Annotated in this window: 16 protein-coding genes; 6 read left to right on the top strand and 10 right to left on the bottom strand. The window is 42.2% G+C overall.

All coding sequences use genetic code 11. The annotated features are described in order from the left end of the window. Positions 1–23: 23 nt before the first annotated feature. The gene (locus GYO_RS30255) at positions 24–290 is read right to left on the bottom strand and encodes a UPF0223 family protein (protein ID WP_003221303.1); all 267 of its coding nucleotides are present in this window, start codon (positions 288–290) and stop codon (positions 24–26) included. A 184-nt stretch (positions 291–474) separates the two neighbouring features. Here GYO_RS30255 and speA point away from each other — a divergent pair, with 184 nt between their 5' ends. Continuing rightward, positions 475–1,947, top strand: a complete 1,473-nt coding sequence (speA, locus tag GYO_RS30250) for an arginine decarboxylase (RefSeq protein WP_014113664.1) — start codon at positions 475–477, stop codon at positions 1,945–1,947. Positions 1,948–1,981: 34 nt separating this feature from the next. Here speA and GYO_RS43315 read toward each other — a convergent pair whose 3' ends face one another. Next, a complete protein-coding gene (locus tag GYO_RS43315; RefSeq protein ID WP_003232305.1) occupies positions 1,982–2,101 on the bottom strand; it encodes a GapA-binding peptide SR1P in 120 nt (39 codons plus the stop codon). A 422-nt stretch (positions 2,102–2,523) separates the two neighbouring features. Here GYO_RS43315 and slp point away from each other — a divergent pair, with 422 nt between their 5' ends. Next, positions 2,524–2,898 carry a peptidoglycan-associated lipoprotein Slp gene (gene slp, locus GYO_RS30245; RefSeq protein ID WP_014113662.1) on the top strand — a complete coding sequence of 125 codons (375 nt, stop codon included), beginning with the start codon at positions 2,524–2,526 and terminating at the stop codon, positions 2,896–2,898. A 44-nt stretch (positions 2,899–2,942) separates the two neighbouring features. On the opposite strand, the gene lpdA is transcribed toward slp, so the two are convergent. From lpdA to GYO_RS30220, 5 genes are all read right to left on the bottom strand, one after another. After that, entirely contained in the window at positions 2,943–4,355 is a 1,413-nt protein-coding gene (gene lpdA / locus GYO_RS30240; RefSeq protein ID WP_014113661.1) for a dihydrolipoyl dehydrogenase, read from the bottom strand. A 4-nt stretch (positions 4,356–4,359) separates the two neighbouring features. Next, entirely contained in the window at positions 4,360–5,688 is a 1,329-nt protein-coding gene (gene pdhC / locus GYO_RS30235) for a pyruvate dehydrogenase complex dihydrolipoyllysine-residue acetyltransferase (RefSeq protein ID WP_003222290.1), read from the bottom strand. A gap of 114 nt (positions 5,689–5,802) precedes the next feature. Beyond that, complete coding sequence (gene pdhB / locus GYO_RS30230; RefSeq protein WP_014113660.1) at positions 5,803–6,780, bottom strand: pyruvate dehydrogenase complex E1 component subunit beta; 978 nt, start codon at positions 6,778–6,780, stop codon at positions 5,803–5,805. Between the two features lie 3 nt (positions 6,781–6,783). Then, positions 6,784–7,899: a pyruvate dehydrogenase (acetyl-transferring) E1 component subunit alpha gene (gene pdhA, locus GYO_RS30225; RefSeq protein ID WP_003222294.1), complete on the bottom strand. Its 1,116-nt coding sequence runs from the start codon at positions 7,897–7,899 to the stop codon at positions 6,784–6,786. A 421-nt stretch (positions 7,900–8,320) separates the two neighbouring features. Beyond that, entirely contained in the window at positions 8,321–8,992 is a 672-nt protein-coding gene (locus GYO_RS30220; protein WP_014113659.1) for a YkyA family protein, read from the bottom strand. Positions 8,993–9,204: 212 nt separating this feature from the next. Here GYO_RS30220 and GYO_RS30215 point away from each other — a divergent pair, with 212 nt between their 5' ends. Beyond that, a complete protein-coding gene (locus GYO_RS30215; protein ID WP_003222298.1) occupies positions 9,205–9,357 on the top strand; it encodes a YjcZ family sporulation protein in 153 nt (50 codons plus the stop codon). A 109-nt stretch (positions 9,358–9,466) separates the two neighbouring features. Continuing rightward, positions 9,467–10,021 carry a peptide deformylase gene (gene def, locus GYO_RS30210; RefSeq protein WP_014113657.1) on the top strand — a complete coding sequence of 185 codons (555 nt, stop codon included), beginning with the start codon at positions 9,467–9,469 and terminating at the stop codon, positions 10,019–10,021. Positions 10,022–10,056: 35 nt separating this feature from the next. Here def and GYO_RS30205 read toward each other — a convergent pair whose 3' ends face one another. Continuing rightward, complete coding sequence (locus GYO_RS30205) at positions 10,057–10,830, bottom strand: Cof-type HAD-IIB family hydrolase (protein ID WP_014113656.1); 774 nt, start codon at positions 10,828–10,830, stop codon at positions 10,057–10,059. 382 nt (positions 10,831–11,212) lie between these two features. On the opposite strand from GYO_RS30205, the gene rnpZA reads away from it, so the two are divergent. After that, positions 11,213–11,422, top strand: a complete 210-nt coding sequence (gene rnpZA / locus GYO_RS30200) for an RNA polymerase subunit omega 1 (protein WP_014113654.1) — start codon at positions 11,213–11,215, stop codon at positions 11,420–11,422. 5 nt (positions 11,423–11,427) lie between these two features. After that, positions 11,428–13,095: a ribonuclease J1 gene (gene rnjA / locus GYO_RS30195; RefSeq protein WP_014113653.1), complete on the top strand. Its 1,668-nt coding sequence runs from the start codon at positions 11,428–11,430 to the stop codon at positions 13,093–13,095. Positions 13,096–13,128: 33 nt separating this feature from the next. Here rnjA and ade read toward each other — a convergent pair whose 3' ends face one another. Both ade and ktrC read right to left on the bottom strand, forming a co-directional pair. Further along, on the bottom strand, positions 13,129–14,862 hold the full coding sequence (gene ade, locus GYO_RS30190) for an adenine deaminase (protein WP_014113652.1): 1,734 nt from the start codon (positions 14,860–14,862) through the stop codon (positions 13,129–13,131). A 155-nt stretch (positions 14,863–15,017) separates the two neighbouring features. Beyond that, a complete protein-coding gene (gene ktrC / locus GYO_RS30185) occupies positions 15,018–15,683 on the bottom strand; it encodes a Ktr system potassium transporter KtrC (protein ID WP_003222311.1) in 666 nt (221 codons plus the stop codon). Between the last annotated feature and the right edge of the window lie 3 nt (positions 15,684–15,686).

Here is a 15,686-nt window from a genome sequence, read left to right as displayed (position 1 = left end):
CGGAGTATCCCCCGGCTCTTTTCTTACATCTTAATCTTCGCCTGATCAGATTCCCTCGCCTGTTTGACCGTGCGATAAGGAGAATATGTACTTTGTTCTTCAAACTCGCCGCATATCTTTTTTTCCTCAGCCTTTCCCGGTACAATTTCCTTGAAACGGCGGTAAGCTTTAAGCAGTTCTTCACGATCTGCACCTTTTTCATATGCAAGCTCAACCTGCTGGAAAAACGCGATCACATCCACTGCTTCTTCGGTTGTCCAATCTTCATTCATCGGATATTGGTATTCCATTTTCTTCACTCCTTATAGATTTGCTTCCCTTAGGAGAAAGCATCTTCATTTGATCATAAATTGTTCTTTACATTCTTTCAAGTTCATAATATAATTCATTTGTTTTACGTCTAAAAAACGGTTGAGAAACTGATTTTAATACACACTATTATGCATAGGTATGATTACAAAGGTGGGAAAACAATTGTCGCAACATGAAACACCCTTATACACAGGACTGAAAAAGCATGCAAGCAGACAGCCTGTTCAATTCCACATTCCCGGCCATAAAAAAGGGGCAGGAATGGACCCAGAATTCCGACAATTTATCGGTGAAAACGCGTTAAGCATAGATTTAATCAATATTGAACCATTAGACGACCTGCACGCGCCAAAAGGCATCATTAAACAGGCACAGGATCTGGCGGCTGAAGCATTTGGCGCAGACCACACATTTTTTTCTGTTCAAGGAACAAGCGGCGCCATTATGACAATGGTGATGGCTGTTTGCGGACCTGGGGATAAAATTATTATTCCAAGAAATGTGCACAAATCAATTATGACAGCTATTGTATTTTCCGGAGCGATCCCAATCTTTATTCATCCTGAAATTGACAATGAGTTGGGCATCTCCCACGGCATTACACTTGAATCTGCCAAACGGGCGCTTACCGAGCATCCAGATGCAAAAGGGCTTCTCGTCATCAACCCGACATATTTCGGTGTTGCAGCCGACTTAAAAAGCATCGTAGAACTCGCTCATTCGTTTGATGTGCCGGTGCTTGTTGATGAGGCACACGGCGTTCACATTCACTTTCACGATGAATTGCCGCTTTCAGCCATGCAGGCAGGAGCAGACATAGCAGCGACTAGTGTACACAAGCTGGGTGGATCACTGACGCAAAGCTCTATTTTAAACATGAGAGAGGGCCTTGTATCCAAAGACAGAGTGCAATCCATTCTCAGCATGCTGACAACAACGTCAACTTCTTATTTGCTTCTCGCCTCTCTGGATGTTGCCAGAAAACGCCTTGCGACAGAAGGCCATCAGCTTGCTGAGGAGACACTGAAGCTTGCCAACCAGACGAGAGATCGCCTCAATCAGATTGAAGGCATTTATTGTGTCGGTTCTGAGATTCTTGTTTCAAAAGCAGCTTACAGCTATGACCCGACAAAATTGATTATCTCTGTTAAAAACCTTGGACTCACAGGTCATGACGTTGAAAAATGGCTTCGTGAATCCTTTAATATTGAAGTTGAGCTTTCTGATCTGTACAATATTTTGTGTATTTTCACCCCTGGTGACAGCCAAAATGATGCAGACCGGCTTGTAGAGGCTTTAACAGAGATTGCACATCATATGTCAGAAAAAGATGTAACACATCAGCAAACTGAAGTTCTTCTCCCGGAAATTCCTTTATTGGCAATGACTCCGCGTGATGCTTTCTATGCAAATACGGAAGTCATCCCCTTAAAAGAAGCATCCGGACGGATTATCGCTGAATTTGTAATGGTATATCCTCCTGGTATTCCAATCTTCATTCCAGGTGAAATTATTACAGAAGACAACATCAGCTACATTTTCAAGAACCTTGACGCAGGTCTCCCTGTTCAAGGACCTGAAGACTCAACTTTAAACATGATCCGGGTCATCAAAGAACAAAAAGCGATTCAATAAATAAAAAGCATGCGGCTTGAGCCGCATGCTTTTTTTACTCTTCATCAACAGGACATTGACATTGTCCGCAGCATGTTCCGTATAATGTAGTCACTTTCTCATCTTCAAAGTAATGAATGGCTTCGTTGCAATCTTGGCAAACAATTGTACCCATCTCTCATTCCCCATTTCTTTGAAATTTGAAAACGCTTAATTTCTTTTGTTGCTATTATATTAATATGTCACATTTAAAATGTCAACAACAAACTGTATAACACATTTAATTTGTATGTCGTTATATATAGCGTATTTTTTCATTTTTCATCATATAATATTTTCTTTTCATACAGCAGCGTTAATCGATACATATGCCAAAACACATAACATGATTTCATGTTTTTTTGAACTTTTATGAAAGAACGCAGCAATAAATTCTATATACCCCCAGATTGCTATTTTAAACGATGGATATGATATGTAATCTCACTTTAAAAACGGTTTCAATTATATAACAATTAGGTAACAAGGAGCAGATTACGCTGCCTCTCATGATAAACTAAAGCTAGTTTACTATTGTTTATACAGAGGAGAAGATAGATGCGATATCGCGCGGTATTCCCCATACTGATAATAGTATTTGCTTTATCGGGCTGTACGCTTTCCACCATCAATCCGGTGAAAAAAAGCCGGATTGACAACATTCATCATACACAAATCCTGTTTTTTTCTGATGAGAACCAAATTGACCAGGAAGCGCCATATTACGATGCACTGCTTGATTTAGAAAAAGATTATCCCGAGCAAATAGATAAAATGAAGGTCTATGCTAACAAAGAAGGCTGGGAAGATGAGATTGAAACCGTCCCTACCCTTATGGTCGTTGATGAGCGTCATGTCGTGGTGAAAATAGAGGGATGTGTGAAAGAGAAAGAAGACATCATTAAACCATTGCAGCATGTGCTGTCAAAATAAAAAAACAGCCCCGCTTTAAGCGAAGGCTGTTTTTGATATGAGCATTATTTTACGATGTGAATCGGGCTCCCGATTGCCACTTCAGCTGCTTCCATTGTGATTTCGCCCAATGTTGGGTGAGCGTGAATTGTCATCGCGATATCTTCGGCAGTCATGCCGCCTTCGATCGCTAAGCTTAATTCAGAAATCATATCAGAAGCACTTGCGCCGGCGATTTGCGCACCGATCACAAGACCGTCCTCTTTACGAGTGATCAGCTTCATGAAGCCGTCTGTTTCGTTAAGAGAAAGTGCACGGCCGTTTGCTGCAAATGGGAATTTAGCAGCAACAATGTCAAGACCTTCTTCTTTCGCCTGTGCTTCAGTGTAACCAACTGATGCAAGTTCAGGCTCAGAGAAGACAACCGCAGGAATTCCAAGGTAATCGATTTCTGCAGGCTCTCCAGCGATAGCTTCTGCAGCGATTTTACCTTCGTAAGATGCTTTGTGAGCAAGCGGCGGTCCTTCGATGATATCACCGATTGCATAAATGTTAGGTACGTTTGTGCGGCACTGTTTGTCAGTTTTCACAACACCGCGGTCCGTCATTTCAATACCGACTTGCTCAAGACCAAGCTCATCAGTGTTTGGACGGCGTCCTACTGTAATCAGTACGTAATCAGCATCAACAGTTTTTTCTTCGCCTTTTACTTCAAAAGTAACTGTTACGCCGTCTGGTCTTTCTTCAACGCCTTTAGCCATCGCATTTGTATGGATTTCAACGTTGCCTTTTTTCTTCAGTCTGCGTGTAACAAGAGAACTCATTTGTTTTTCGAAGCCAGGAAGAATTTCATCTCCACCTTCAAGAATAACAAGCTCAGTGCCAAAGTTAGCATACGCAGTTCCAAGCTCAGTTCCGATGTAGCCGCCGCCGATAACAACGAGCTTTTTAGGAATTTCTTTAAGAGCCAAAGCGCCTGTTGAATTTAGGACACGCTCAGTATATTTGAAGTTTGGCAATTCGATAGGACGAGAACCAGTTGCAATAATTGCATTTTTGAACGTGTATGTTTGAGCAGAGTTCTCATCCATAACACGAACTGAATTGCTGTCTACAAAGTAAGCTTCACCTTTTACAACATCTACTTTGTTCCCTTTAAGAAGACCTGCAACACCGCCAGTAAGCTTGTTTACAACAGAAGTTTTCCATTCTTGAACTTTTGTGAAATCAACTGATACGTTCTCAGCAGTGATCCCCATGTCGTCAGAATGCTTTGCATTCTCATAACGGTGGCCTGCATTGATCAGCGCTTTTGAAGGGATACATCCAACGTTTAGACAAACGCCCCCAAGAGTTGCTTTTTCAACGACTGTTACTTTTTGTCCAAGCTGTGCAGCGCGGATGGCAGCTACATAGCCGCCAGGTCCCGCACCAATTACAAGAGTATCTGTTTCAATAGGGAAATCTCCTACTACCATAACATTACGCCTCCATTAAAATTAATTGTGGATCGTTCAGTAAACGCTTGATGTGATTTAATGCATTTTGCGCAGTTGCTCCGTCGATCATACGGTGGTCGAAGCTGAGAGAAAGAGCTAAGACTGGAGCTGCTACGATTTCGCCATCACGAACAATCGCTTTTTCTGCAATGCGTCCGATACCAAGAATCGCAACTTCTGGATGGTTGATAACCGGAGTGAACCATTGTCCGCCGGCAGAACCGATGTTTGTAATTGTGCAAGATGCGCCTTTCATTTCAGCTGGAGCAAGCTTGCCTTCACGAGCTTTTGTTGCAAGGCCATTGATCTCATCAGAAATTTCAAAGACAGATTTACGATCTGCATTTTTCACAACCGGTACAAGCAAGCCTTTTTCAGTGTCAGCAGCGATACCGATGTTGAAGTAATGTTTTTGGACTACTTCTTCTGTTTTATCGTCAATTGACGTGTTTAAAACAGGGAATTTTTTCAGTGCAGATGTAAGAGCTTTTACAACGTAAGGCAAGTAAGTCAGCTTGATTCCTTGATCAGCAGCAACCTGTTTGAACTGTTTACGATGTGCAACAAGGTTTGTTACGTCCACTTCGTCCATTAACGTTACGTGAGGAGCTGTGTGTTTAGAGTTAACCATCGCTTTCGCAATTGCTTTACGGATACCGCTCATTTTTTCGCGTGTTTCTGGGAATTCGCCCTCTGGAGCTGGTGCAGCAGCCGGTTTAGCAGCTGTTTCTTGTGGTGCAGCTGTTTCTTGCGGCGCAGCTTCTTGCGCTCCTCCGTTTACAAAGCTGTCGATATCTTCTTTTACAACACGTCCGTTGTTCCCTGAACCAGTAACTTTACGGATGTCTACGCCTTTTTCACGAGCATATTTACGTACAGAAGGCATAGCGATCACGCGTTTGTTCGGGTCAACTTCAGCTTGATCCTGCTGTCCTGCGCCAGTTGCTTTTGCAGGCTCTTGAGCTTGCTCTTCTTTCGCAACGTCTTGTCCAGCTTCTGCTGTTGACTGAACTTGTGCTTCAGTTTTCGCATCATCTGACTCTTCGCTGCCTTTAAATTGAAGGTCTTCGTAACCAGGTGCATCAAACGTAATGATCGTTTGTCCAACAGTTGCAACCGTTCCCTCTTCAACTTTTAATTCTAATACTTTTCCTTTAACAGGTGAAGGAATTTCTACTACTGCTTTATCATTTTGGACTTCAGCCAGTACATCATCCTCGTCTACCTCATCGTTAGGCTTGACAAACCATTTTACGATTTCGCCTTCGTGGATACCTTCCCCGATATCTGGAAGTTTAAATTCAAATGCCACAGTTCTCGACCTCCTAGTTTGATTAAGCAATTTTAAAGTTTACAACGTAAGAATTGAAAACAGATATATAATAGAGGGAAAACGTTCATCTTCCCTCTCGATTATGCAGTTTGATTAAAATTCAAGAACTTTTCTTGCTGTTTCAAGAACATCTTTATGGTTTGGAAGCCATACGCTCTCCGCTTGAGAGAAAGGAAATACTGTATCAGGCGCTGCCACGCGAAGTACAGGTGCTTCCAAGCTTAAGATCGCACGGTCATTAATTTCTGCTACTACATTTGCAGCAATTCCGGCTTGTTTTTGTGCCTCTTGAACAACAATCGCGCGTCCTGTTTTTTCTACAGATGCGATGATTGTATCAATGTCAAGCGGGCTTACAGTGCGAAGGTCGACAACTTCAGCAGAAATGCCGTCTTTTTCAAGCTCCTCGGCAGCTTTTAATGATTCATGAACCATTGCGCCGTAAGTGATGATTGAAAGGTCAGTACCTTCACGTTTTACGTCAGCTTTACCAAGCTCAATTGTGTATTCTTCTTCAGGAACTTCCTGACGGAAAGAACGGTAAAGCTTCATGTGCTCTAAGAAAACAACAGGATCATTGTCTCTGATCGCAGAAATTAAAAGTCCTTTGGCATCGTAAGGAGTTGATGGAATAACAACTTTGATACCAGGCTGTTGTGCAACAAGACCTTCTAAGCTGTCAGCGTGAAGCTCAGGAGTATGAACGCCGCCGCCGAACGGAGAACGAATTGTTACAGGTGAAGTCCAGCGTCCGCCAGAACGGTAGCGCATACGAGCCATTTGGCCAGAAACTGAATCCATTACTTCGTAAACAAATCCGAAGAATTGGATTTCCATTACCGGACGGAAGCCGTTTAAGCCTAAACCAAGGGCAAGACCGCCGATACCAGATTCAGCAAGTGGCGTGTCAAACACACGGTCTTCACCGAATTCTTTTTGCAATCCTTCTGTCGCACGGAATACGCCGCCGTTAACACCAACGTCTTCTCCGAAAACTAAGACATTTTCGTCATTTTTCAGTTCTGTGCGTAACGCATCCGTGATTGCTTGAATCATTGTCATTTGCGCCATGGCTTACTTCGACTCCTTCTGTGTATAAATTTCAAATTGCTCCTCAAGGTTGTGAGGCATTTTTTCGTACATGATTTTCATTAAATCAGTTACTTTTTGCTTCGGCTCAGCATCAGCTTTTTTGATCGCTTGTTTAATTTCTTCTTTCGCATCCTCAATTACTTTTGCTTCTTCTTCTTCAGACCATAAGCCTTTGTTTTCAAGGAACGCACGGAAGCGCACAAGCGGATCTTTTTGTTCCCACTCATTTTCGATTTCTTTTGTACGATATTTAGTCGGATCGTCACCAGCCATTGTGTGCGGGCCGTAACGGAATGTAAGTGTTTCAATCAGTGTCGGGCCTTCGCCGTTGATTGCGCGCTCGCGTGCTTCAGCAGTTGCAGCGTATACAGCAAGCGGATCCATTCCGTCTACTTGTACGCCGACAATACCTGCAGCTACAGCTTTTTGTGCAATTGTTTCAGCCGCAGATTGTTTTTCAACCGGAGTTGAAATCGCGTAGCGGTTGTTTTGTACTACGAAGATTGCAGGTGCTTTATAAGCGCCGGCAAAGTTAATTCCTTCGTAGAAGTCCCCTTGTGAAGCTCCGCCGTCACCAGTGTAAGTGATTGCGACAGCTTTCTTACCGCGTTTTTTAAGACCTAGCGCAACACCGGCAGTTTGAATGTATTGAGCACCGATAATGATTTGTGGAGAAAGGGCATTCACATCATCAGGCATTTGGTTTCCTCTGAAATGTCCGCGAGAGAAAAGAAACGCTTGATATAATGGAAGGCCGTGCCAAATTAACTGAGGCACATCACGGTATCCAGGAAGAACAAAGTCTTCTTTTTCAAGCGCGAAATGCGTTGCAATCTGAGAAGCTTCTTGACCCGCAGTAGGAGCGTAGAATCCGAGACGTCCTTGACGGTTTAATGAGATAGAGCGCTGATCAAGCACACGCGTAAATACCATGCGGCGCATTAGCTCTTTTAATTGATCATCTGTTAAATCAGGCATCGCCGCTTCATTCACGACTTCTCCCTTTTCATTTAAAATTTGGAACGTTTCGAACTGCTTCTTAATGGCATCAAATTGCTTTTTACTATCAACGATAGCTTTTTTCGTTTTTGCAGCCATACTAAGTCACCTCTTCCTTTCTTTTAAACAGTCATTAGACGTGCATTCCTTTTATACATACAAACTTAGGGTACCCTAAAGTATTAGCAGTAAGTCGTATATATTTTAGCCGATCCCCAGTTTGCCAAAACCTTTATGTAGGATAGTTACACTCTGCTTTGAACTGTATTATTTCGAAGTTGTAAAAAACTAATACAACACCGCTTAACATGGATTAGTTTACACCAAATAAAGAAGAGCCGTCAATCGTTTTCATCGCTGATTTTCAATAAATGTATTCGCTTTACATTTTCAATAAAAAAACAGATGCCAGCTGTACCCAAAACTGTACTAGTATACACCACTACACTGTACTACAATAGAAATGAAAATTTTGAATGAAATTGGCGTCGCGTTTATTAAAAAAAAGAGCTGTTCAAAGTCAGCTCTTTTTCACGTGATAGCCTGCGGCATCATATAGATCTTCCCGGGCATTATTATATTTTTCTGTTTGTTCATTAAATTCTCCGCTGTATTTAAGGACCTTTTCATAAGAAGCATTGACTTTATCGATCTGCTTGTCCAGATCATCTCGTGCCAAGTCTTTATCTTTCAGCTGCATATACAGCTTTTTATTAAGTTGAAGCGCTTTTTTATATTCTTCATACATGGAGCCGTATGATGTATATCTTTTCTTCATATGGCTTGCTGCGGCATCAGCCTTTTCTTTTATGTGTTTATCCTTAATTTGTTCAGCAGACGTTTTTGCTTCCTCAAATTCTGATTCCGATTTTTTGATGCTGTCATTTTCAATCTTCAAATGTTCTTCACGCTTGCTGACATTTTCTAGCGCTTCGTTAGATAAAGCAACAATTTTTTTATAATCATCCATATTGAGCTTCATAACATCATCGTAAAGCTGATTTTCCTTCGCCTCTAATTCTTCGAGCGTTTTCTGTTCTTCTAGAAACGGCTTTTCAGATTCCGCGGCTTTTTCTAATGAATGATGAAGTGAATCAACCGGGTCTTGTCCCATGCATCCTGTTAATATCAGTGTCATCGCACAAAAAGCTCCGATTTTCATTCCAGGCCGCCGTTTTATTGCGTCTTTCACGTTAAATCCCCCAATCTTGACAGTTTCTACTATAAAATCCATGGGGACGTTTGGCAATAGCTGTACCTGTATGAGGCAGCTCTGAAATCAAATCAAAAAATGAAAAATCAGGACAGATGACCATACAACTTTTTTGTTTTTACATAGGTTATAGTAGACGCTATGCCTACTTCTAAAGGCTCTGGCGTAATTAAAAGAGGAGGTTTTGTAATATGTATGGATATGGTTACGGCGGAGGCTGCTGCAGTTATGGTGGTTACGGATATGGCGGTTATGGCTACGGCCGCACCTTTGCGCTAATCGTTGTTTTATTCATTCTGTTAATCATTGTCGGAGCTGCTTATTTAGGCGGAGGCTGTTGCTAATTACACAGCTTGAACTTGACCAGCCATCTTCGGCTGGTCATTTGTTTCGTTGCACCTTTGTGAAGAAATCCGATATAATTTACATATTAAGCTTTAGGAGTGAAGTTTCTTGATTACTATGGAAAACATCGTACGTGACGGCCATCCAGCCCTCAGAGAGACAGCCGAACCTGTTGAGCTGCCTCCGACTGATGCAGAAAAACAGCAGCTGGCCGACATGATCGAATTCGTTAAGAACAGTCAAAATCCGGAATTAGCCGAAAAATACAGGCTGCGTCCAGGCGTAGGACTCGCAGCTCCTCAAATTAATATCAAAAAACGAATGATCGCTGTTCATGCGGAAGATGCTTCCGGTAAGTTATACAGCTATGCTTTGTTTAATCCTAAGATCGTCAGCCATTCTGTTGAAAAAAGCTACTTAACAAGCGGCGAGGGCTGCCTGTCTGTTGATGAAGCGATTCCCGGTTATGTTCCCCGCTATGCTCGCGTCAGAGTAAAAGGAACAACCCTTGAAGGCGAAAACATTGATATTCGTTTAAGAGGATTTCCGGCTATTGTGTTTCAGCACGAGATTGATCATTTGAACGGCGTTATGTTCTATGATCATATTGATAAGGAGAATCCTTTCAAAGAACCTGAAAATGCAATCGCGATTGAGCGCTAAAAAGAAAAACGGCTGGCACAGTGCCAGCCGTTTCTTTATTTTAAAAGACCTAATTCTTTCACAGCGTATGCAATTCCATCCTCGTCTACTGGCTTTGTTACAAAGTCCGCGATTTCTTTCAATTCAGGAACAGCATTTCCCATAGCTACACCTGTCCCGACATACTCAATCATTTGCAGATCGTTTAATCCGTCGCCGAAAGCATATGTATCGCTGATATCAAACGGTAGACGCTCGATCACTTTTTTGATCCCTTCCGCCTTCGAACCTCCATGCGGCAGAACATCAGTCGAATACTCATGCCAGCGCACTAAATCAAATTCAGGAAAAGCGGCATAAGCTTTTTCTTCTTCATCCTGGCAAAATAAAAGAAGCTGAAAAATTTCTTTACCTTCATAGAAAAGGTCATCAGTTTCTGGATAATCGGTTTTAAGGCTGCCGATTCCCTCCAAAACATGAGGGTGATCCGCAACAGTCGCTTTCATCGTGTCCTCAGCCATAAACACGACAGGATGTTTGCCCTCTCCCGCCTGCTTTAATAATCGCCTGATTGCCTCCTCAGACAGCGGATTTTTATAAATTACTTGATTTTCAAAGACAACATACTGCCCATTATAGGAGATAAATGAGTGTATGCCCAGCTCCTCCAAAATCGGCTTAACCAAAAAAGGAGACCGCCCGCTGGCAATAAACACATGATGCCCTTGGCGTTGCAGCTCCGCTACCGTTTTTCTCGTACTATCCGGTATATTCTTGTCATGATCATATATCGTACCGTCAATATCAAAAAAGATTAATTTTGAATCCATTGTAACTTCCCCTTTATCGTCTTGATCTGCAATTCCCACCCTCATCATACAAAAAGATTGCCATTCAGCAAACTATTTCATTCAAAAATCATATTAAATTCCATTAATAACCACGAAAAGTCTTCCTCAACCTCCGTATACTATTTGTATAAAAGAACTCTGGACAAATGTTTATAAAAGGAGGGACTGACAAATGCTGCGCAAATTAAGAAAGAAACTCAGAAGGCAATGGAACGGAATGCTCCGCAAGAAAGCCATTGCCTGACAAGGGATCTTTCACTTTTCGAGAGATCCTTATTTTGCTCAAGGCTTTCCTTATATTCCGTTTTCGAATATAATAGAGTAAGCGAGTCTAACATACGGCATTTAAGGAGAGATTTGGATGATTTATAAGGTATTTTATCAAGAAAAGGCTGACGAAGTACCTGTTCGGGAAAAGACAGATTCACTTTATGTTGAAGGCGTATCTGAACGTGACGTCAGAACAAAGCTGAAAGAGAAGAAATTTAATATTGAGTTTATCACACCTGTTGATGGTGCATTTTTAGAATATGAACAACAGAGCGAAAATTTTAAAGTATTGGAGTTATGAGCGGTATGAAATTTGTAAAAAATGATCAGACTGCTGTTTTCGCCCTCGGAGGTTTGGGCGAAATCGGTAAAAATACGTATGCAGTTCAATTTCAGGATGAAATTGTGCTGATTGATGCGGGGATCAAGTTTCCCGAGGATGAACTGCTCGGCATTGACTACGTTATCCCTGATTACACGTATTTAGTCAAAAATGAAGATAAAATTAAAGGGCTTTTTATCACCCACGGGCACGAAGACCACATCGGCGGTATTCCGTACCTGCTCAGACAAGTGAATATTCCTGTTTACGGCGGTAAACTCGCGATCGGCTTACTTCGGAATAAACTTGAAGAGCATGGATTATTAAGACAGACGAAACTGAACATTATCGGTGAAGATGATATCGTAAAGTTCCGCAAAACGGCTGTGTCATTCTTCAGAACAACACATAGTATTCCGGATTCCTACGGTATAGTTGTAAAGACGCCGCCAGGAAACATCGTACATACTGGAGATTTCAAATTCGACTTTACTCCAGTCGGCGAGCCAGCAAACTTGACGAAAATGGCCGAAATCGGAAAAGAAGGCGTTCTGTGCCTCCTTTCAGACAGCACAAACAGTGAGAACCCAGAGTTCACTATGTCTGAACGCCGTGTCGGAGAAAGCATTCATGACATTTTCCGCAAGGTAGACGGTCGAATTATCTTCGCTACATTTGCGTCGAATATCCACCGCTTGCAGCAGGTAATTGAAGCTGCTGTATTAAATGGAAGAAAAGTTGCCGTATTTGGACGCAGTATGGAATCGGCTATCGAAATCGGACAAACTCTCGGATATATTAACTGTCCTAAAAATACATTTATTGAGCATAACGAAATCAATCGTTTGCCTGCCAATAAAGTAACAATTTTATGTACAGGAAGCCAAGGGGAACCGATGGCGGCGTTATCAAGAATTGCAAACGGCACACACCGCCAGATTTCAATTAATCCTGGGGATACAGTCGTATTTTCTTCGTCCCCTATCCCAGGCAACACAATCAGCGTGAGCCGGACGATCAACCAGCTGTATCGCGCGGGGGCCGAGGTTATTCACGGACCTCTTAATGATATCCATACATCCGGTCACGGCGGACAGGAAGAACAGAAGCTGATGCTTCGTTTAATCAAGCCTAAATTCTTCATGCCGATTCACGGTGAGTACAGAATGCAAAAGATGCATGTCAAACTTGCAACAGATTGCGGCATCCCTGAAGAAAACTGCTTTATCATGGATAATGGTGAAGTATTGGCGCTTAAAGGCGATGAAGCTTCAGTTGCTGGCAAAATCCCGTCTGGTTCAGTATACATTGACGGAAGCGGTATCGGTGATATTGGGAATATCGTGCTTCGTGACCGCAGAATTCTTTCTGAAGAAGGTCTTGTCATTGTGGTTGTCAGCATTGACATGGATGGCTTTAAGATTTCAGCGGGACCTGATTTGATTTCCAGAGGATTTGTGTACATGAGAGAATCTGGCGACTTGATCAATGACGCTCAAGAGCTTATCTCAAACCACTTACAAAAAGTGATGGAACGAAAAACGACTCAATGGTCTGAAATCAAAAATGAGATTACAGACACGCTTGCGCCGTTCTTATATGAAAAAACGAAACGCCGTCCGATGATCCTTCCGATCATTATGGAGGTTTAAAAAAAGATGCACTCTCTTAGGAGTGCATCTTTTTTATTGCAATGCAATATGCTGAAATGACTTTACATCAAATAATCCCGTTGTCGTCATTTTGATATCAGGAATGACTGGCAAAGCTAAAAACGACAGCGTCAAAAATGGATTAAACCCGCCTGTGAAACCGATTAACGACAATTTATCATGCAGCGTCAGTAAGCTTTGATTTACCTGTTCTGCAGATTGGTCGGATAATAACCCCGCGATCGGCAGCGGAACTGAATGAAGCTCTTCTCCATTTTTTATGACCGTTAATCCTCCGCCAATTTCCTGCAGCTTATTAACTGCAGCCGTGATATCGGCATCATTTGTTCCGACTGCAATCATATTATGGGAATCGTGCGAGATGGTTGTAGCAATCGCTCCGCTCTTAAATCCAAATCCTTTCACAACACCAAGCCCGATTTCTTTTAAACCATTATGCCGCTCAACAACTGCAATCTTTAACAAATCGAGCTCAATGTCAGACTCAAAATCGCGAGCATTAGGTGCCTCGACATGTATCAATCGTGTTTCAAGCTGATTTGGAATGATTTGAATCACATTGATCTGCTGCTGTGAATCAATTGGCATATAAAAATTCTGTTTGTTAAGAGGAGCAGCAAGCTTAACAGAATCAAGCAGTGCTGGTTCTGGTGCCGCCGTTGAAGCACAATCTTGATAGATTGCTTTGCTGCCTTCAGCAACAGTCTGTCCTTTTACCATCGTCATTGTGACAGTGACGTTTTCCAGATCAGATACAAAGAGCAAATCAGCGTCAAAACCTGGGGCAATCGCTCCCTTTGTATCTAATCCATAGCATTCGGCTGCGTTAAGGCTTCCTAATTGATAGGCTAAAAACGGATTTAGTCCGGCTTGAATCGCCATTTTCACCTGATGATTCACACTACCCTCTGACAATAAATCATCCACATGCTTATCATCCGTACAGAAGAAGAAACGGCGCGCGTTCTTTTCATTCACCGCCGGCAGCACATTGAGAGTGTTTTTTGCGACTGACCCTTCACGCATCATCACATACATTCCCCTTCTAATACGATCAAGGGCTTCTTCCTTCGTCGTTACTTCATGATCGTTTAAGACCAATGCGGTTCTATATATGTTAATGAGGTCTGTAGATAAACCCGCCAAATGACCGTCTATCCGCTTTCCTGCTACACGGGCATCGAGCAGTTTCTGAACCATATCTTCTTCAGCCTGCTGAACCGACACATAATCCATAACTTCAGCCAGCCCCAATACTTCTTCCTCTTCGTAAAAAGGCTTTAAATCGGCAGCTTTGAGCACTGCGCCTGATCGCTCAAAGCTTGCGGCAGGCACACTGGAGGGGAGCATAAAATGGATATTCAGCGGTGTTTGCCGAGCCTGTTCAATCATGAATGCAATCCCTTTTTCCCCAGATACATTCGCGATCTCATGCGGATCGGTAACAACGGTCGTCACGCCATGCGGTAGTACCGCTTTAGCGAACTCTATTGGTGTAACCATTGATGACTCAATATGTACATGTCCATCAATAAAACCCGGAACAATCATTTGTCCCTCTGCATCAATGATATTTTCGCCTTCATACTCGCCGAGGCCTACAATGACTCCATCTGTAATCGCAATATCTTCATATATCCACCCTTGATTATATACGTCCATGATTTTTCCGTTCTTAATGACGATATCAGCTTTTTGTCTTCGGGCTGAAGCATTCAGCCTATTGACCAGCTCTTCTTTATTCAAATAGGCCCCTCCTCTTTTTTATTATATGGTACAATATGCTATCGGAACGCCTATGCTTAGTCAATAAAATTTTAGGAAATTGACGCTCATTTCATTAAAGTTGTTATATTCTGATAATATTAAAAACCGCCCTTTGGGGACGGCTTGTTTTACTGCTATTTTGTATGAAGAACTCTTTTTTCAAAACGGGAAATGTCTGTAACTGATCCAATGACGATGAGAATATCTTCTTGATGTATAACTTCCGTCGCAAGAGGTGATACGATGACTTCCTTGCCCCTTTTGATGGCTACGATGTTAATACCGTATTTCGCACGAATATCTAAATCGAGAAGCGTATTTCCAGCCAGACGGCTGTTAGCTACGATTTCAACAAGACTATGCTCTTCAGACAGCTCCAAATAATCAAGTACGTTGTTGGACACGATGTTATGTGCAATTCGTTTTGCCATATCGCGTTCTGGGTGGACGATGTGATCTGCACCGATTTTAGACAGCACTTTTTCGTGATAATCATTCTGTGCCTTAACTGTAATGGTATGAACGCCAAGTTCTTTCAGAATGAGAGTCGTTAAAATACTCGCTTGAATATTTTCTCCGATTGCAACAATAACGTGGTCAAAATTTCGCAGACCCAAATTTTTCAGGACAGATTCGTCTGTTGAATCACCGATAACGGCGTGGGATGCGATCTTGGCATACTCGTTGACTTTATCTTCATCGATATCCATCGCCATAACTTCGACGCCTTCTTCGCTTAATGCTTTGCAAATACTGCCACCAAAACGGCCTAGTCCAATTACCGCAAATTCTTTTTTCATAAT

It is taken from the genome of Bacillus spizizenii TU-B-10, assembly GCF_000227465.1.
Taxonomy (GTDB): domain Bacteria; phylum Bacillota; class Bacilli; order Bacillales; family Bacillaceae; genus Bacillus; species Bacillus spizizenii.
Note: the sequence above shows the minus strand (reverse complement) of the source record. Positions and strands in the feature narration are given on the sequence as shown.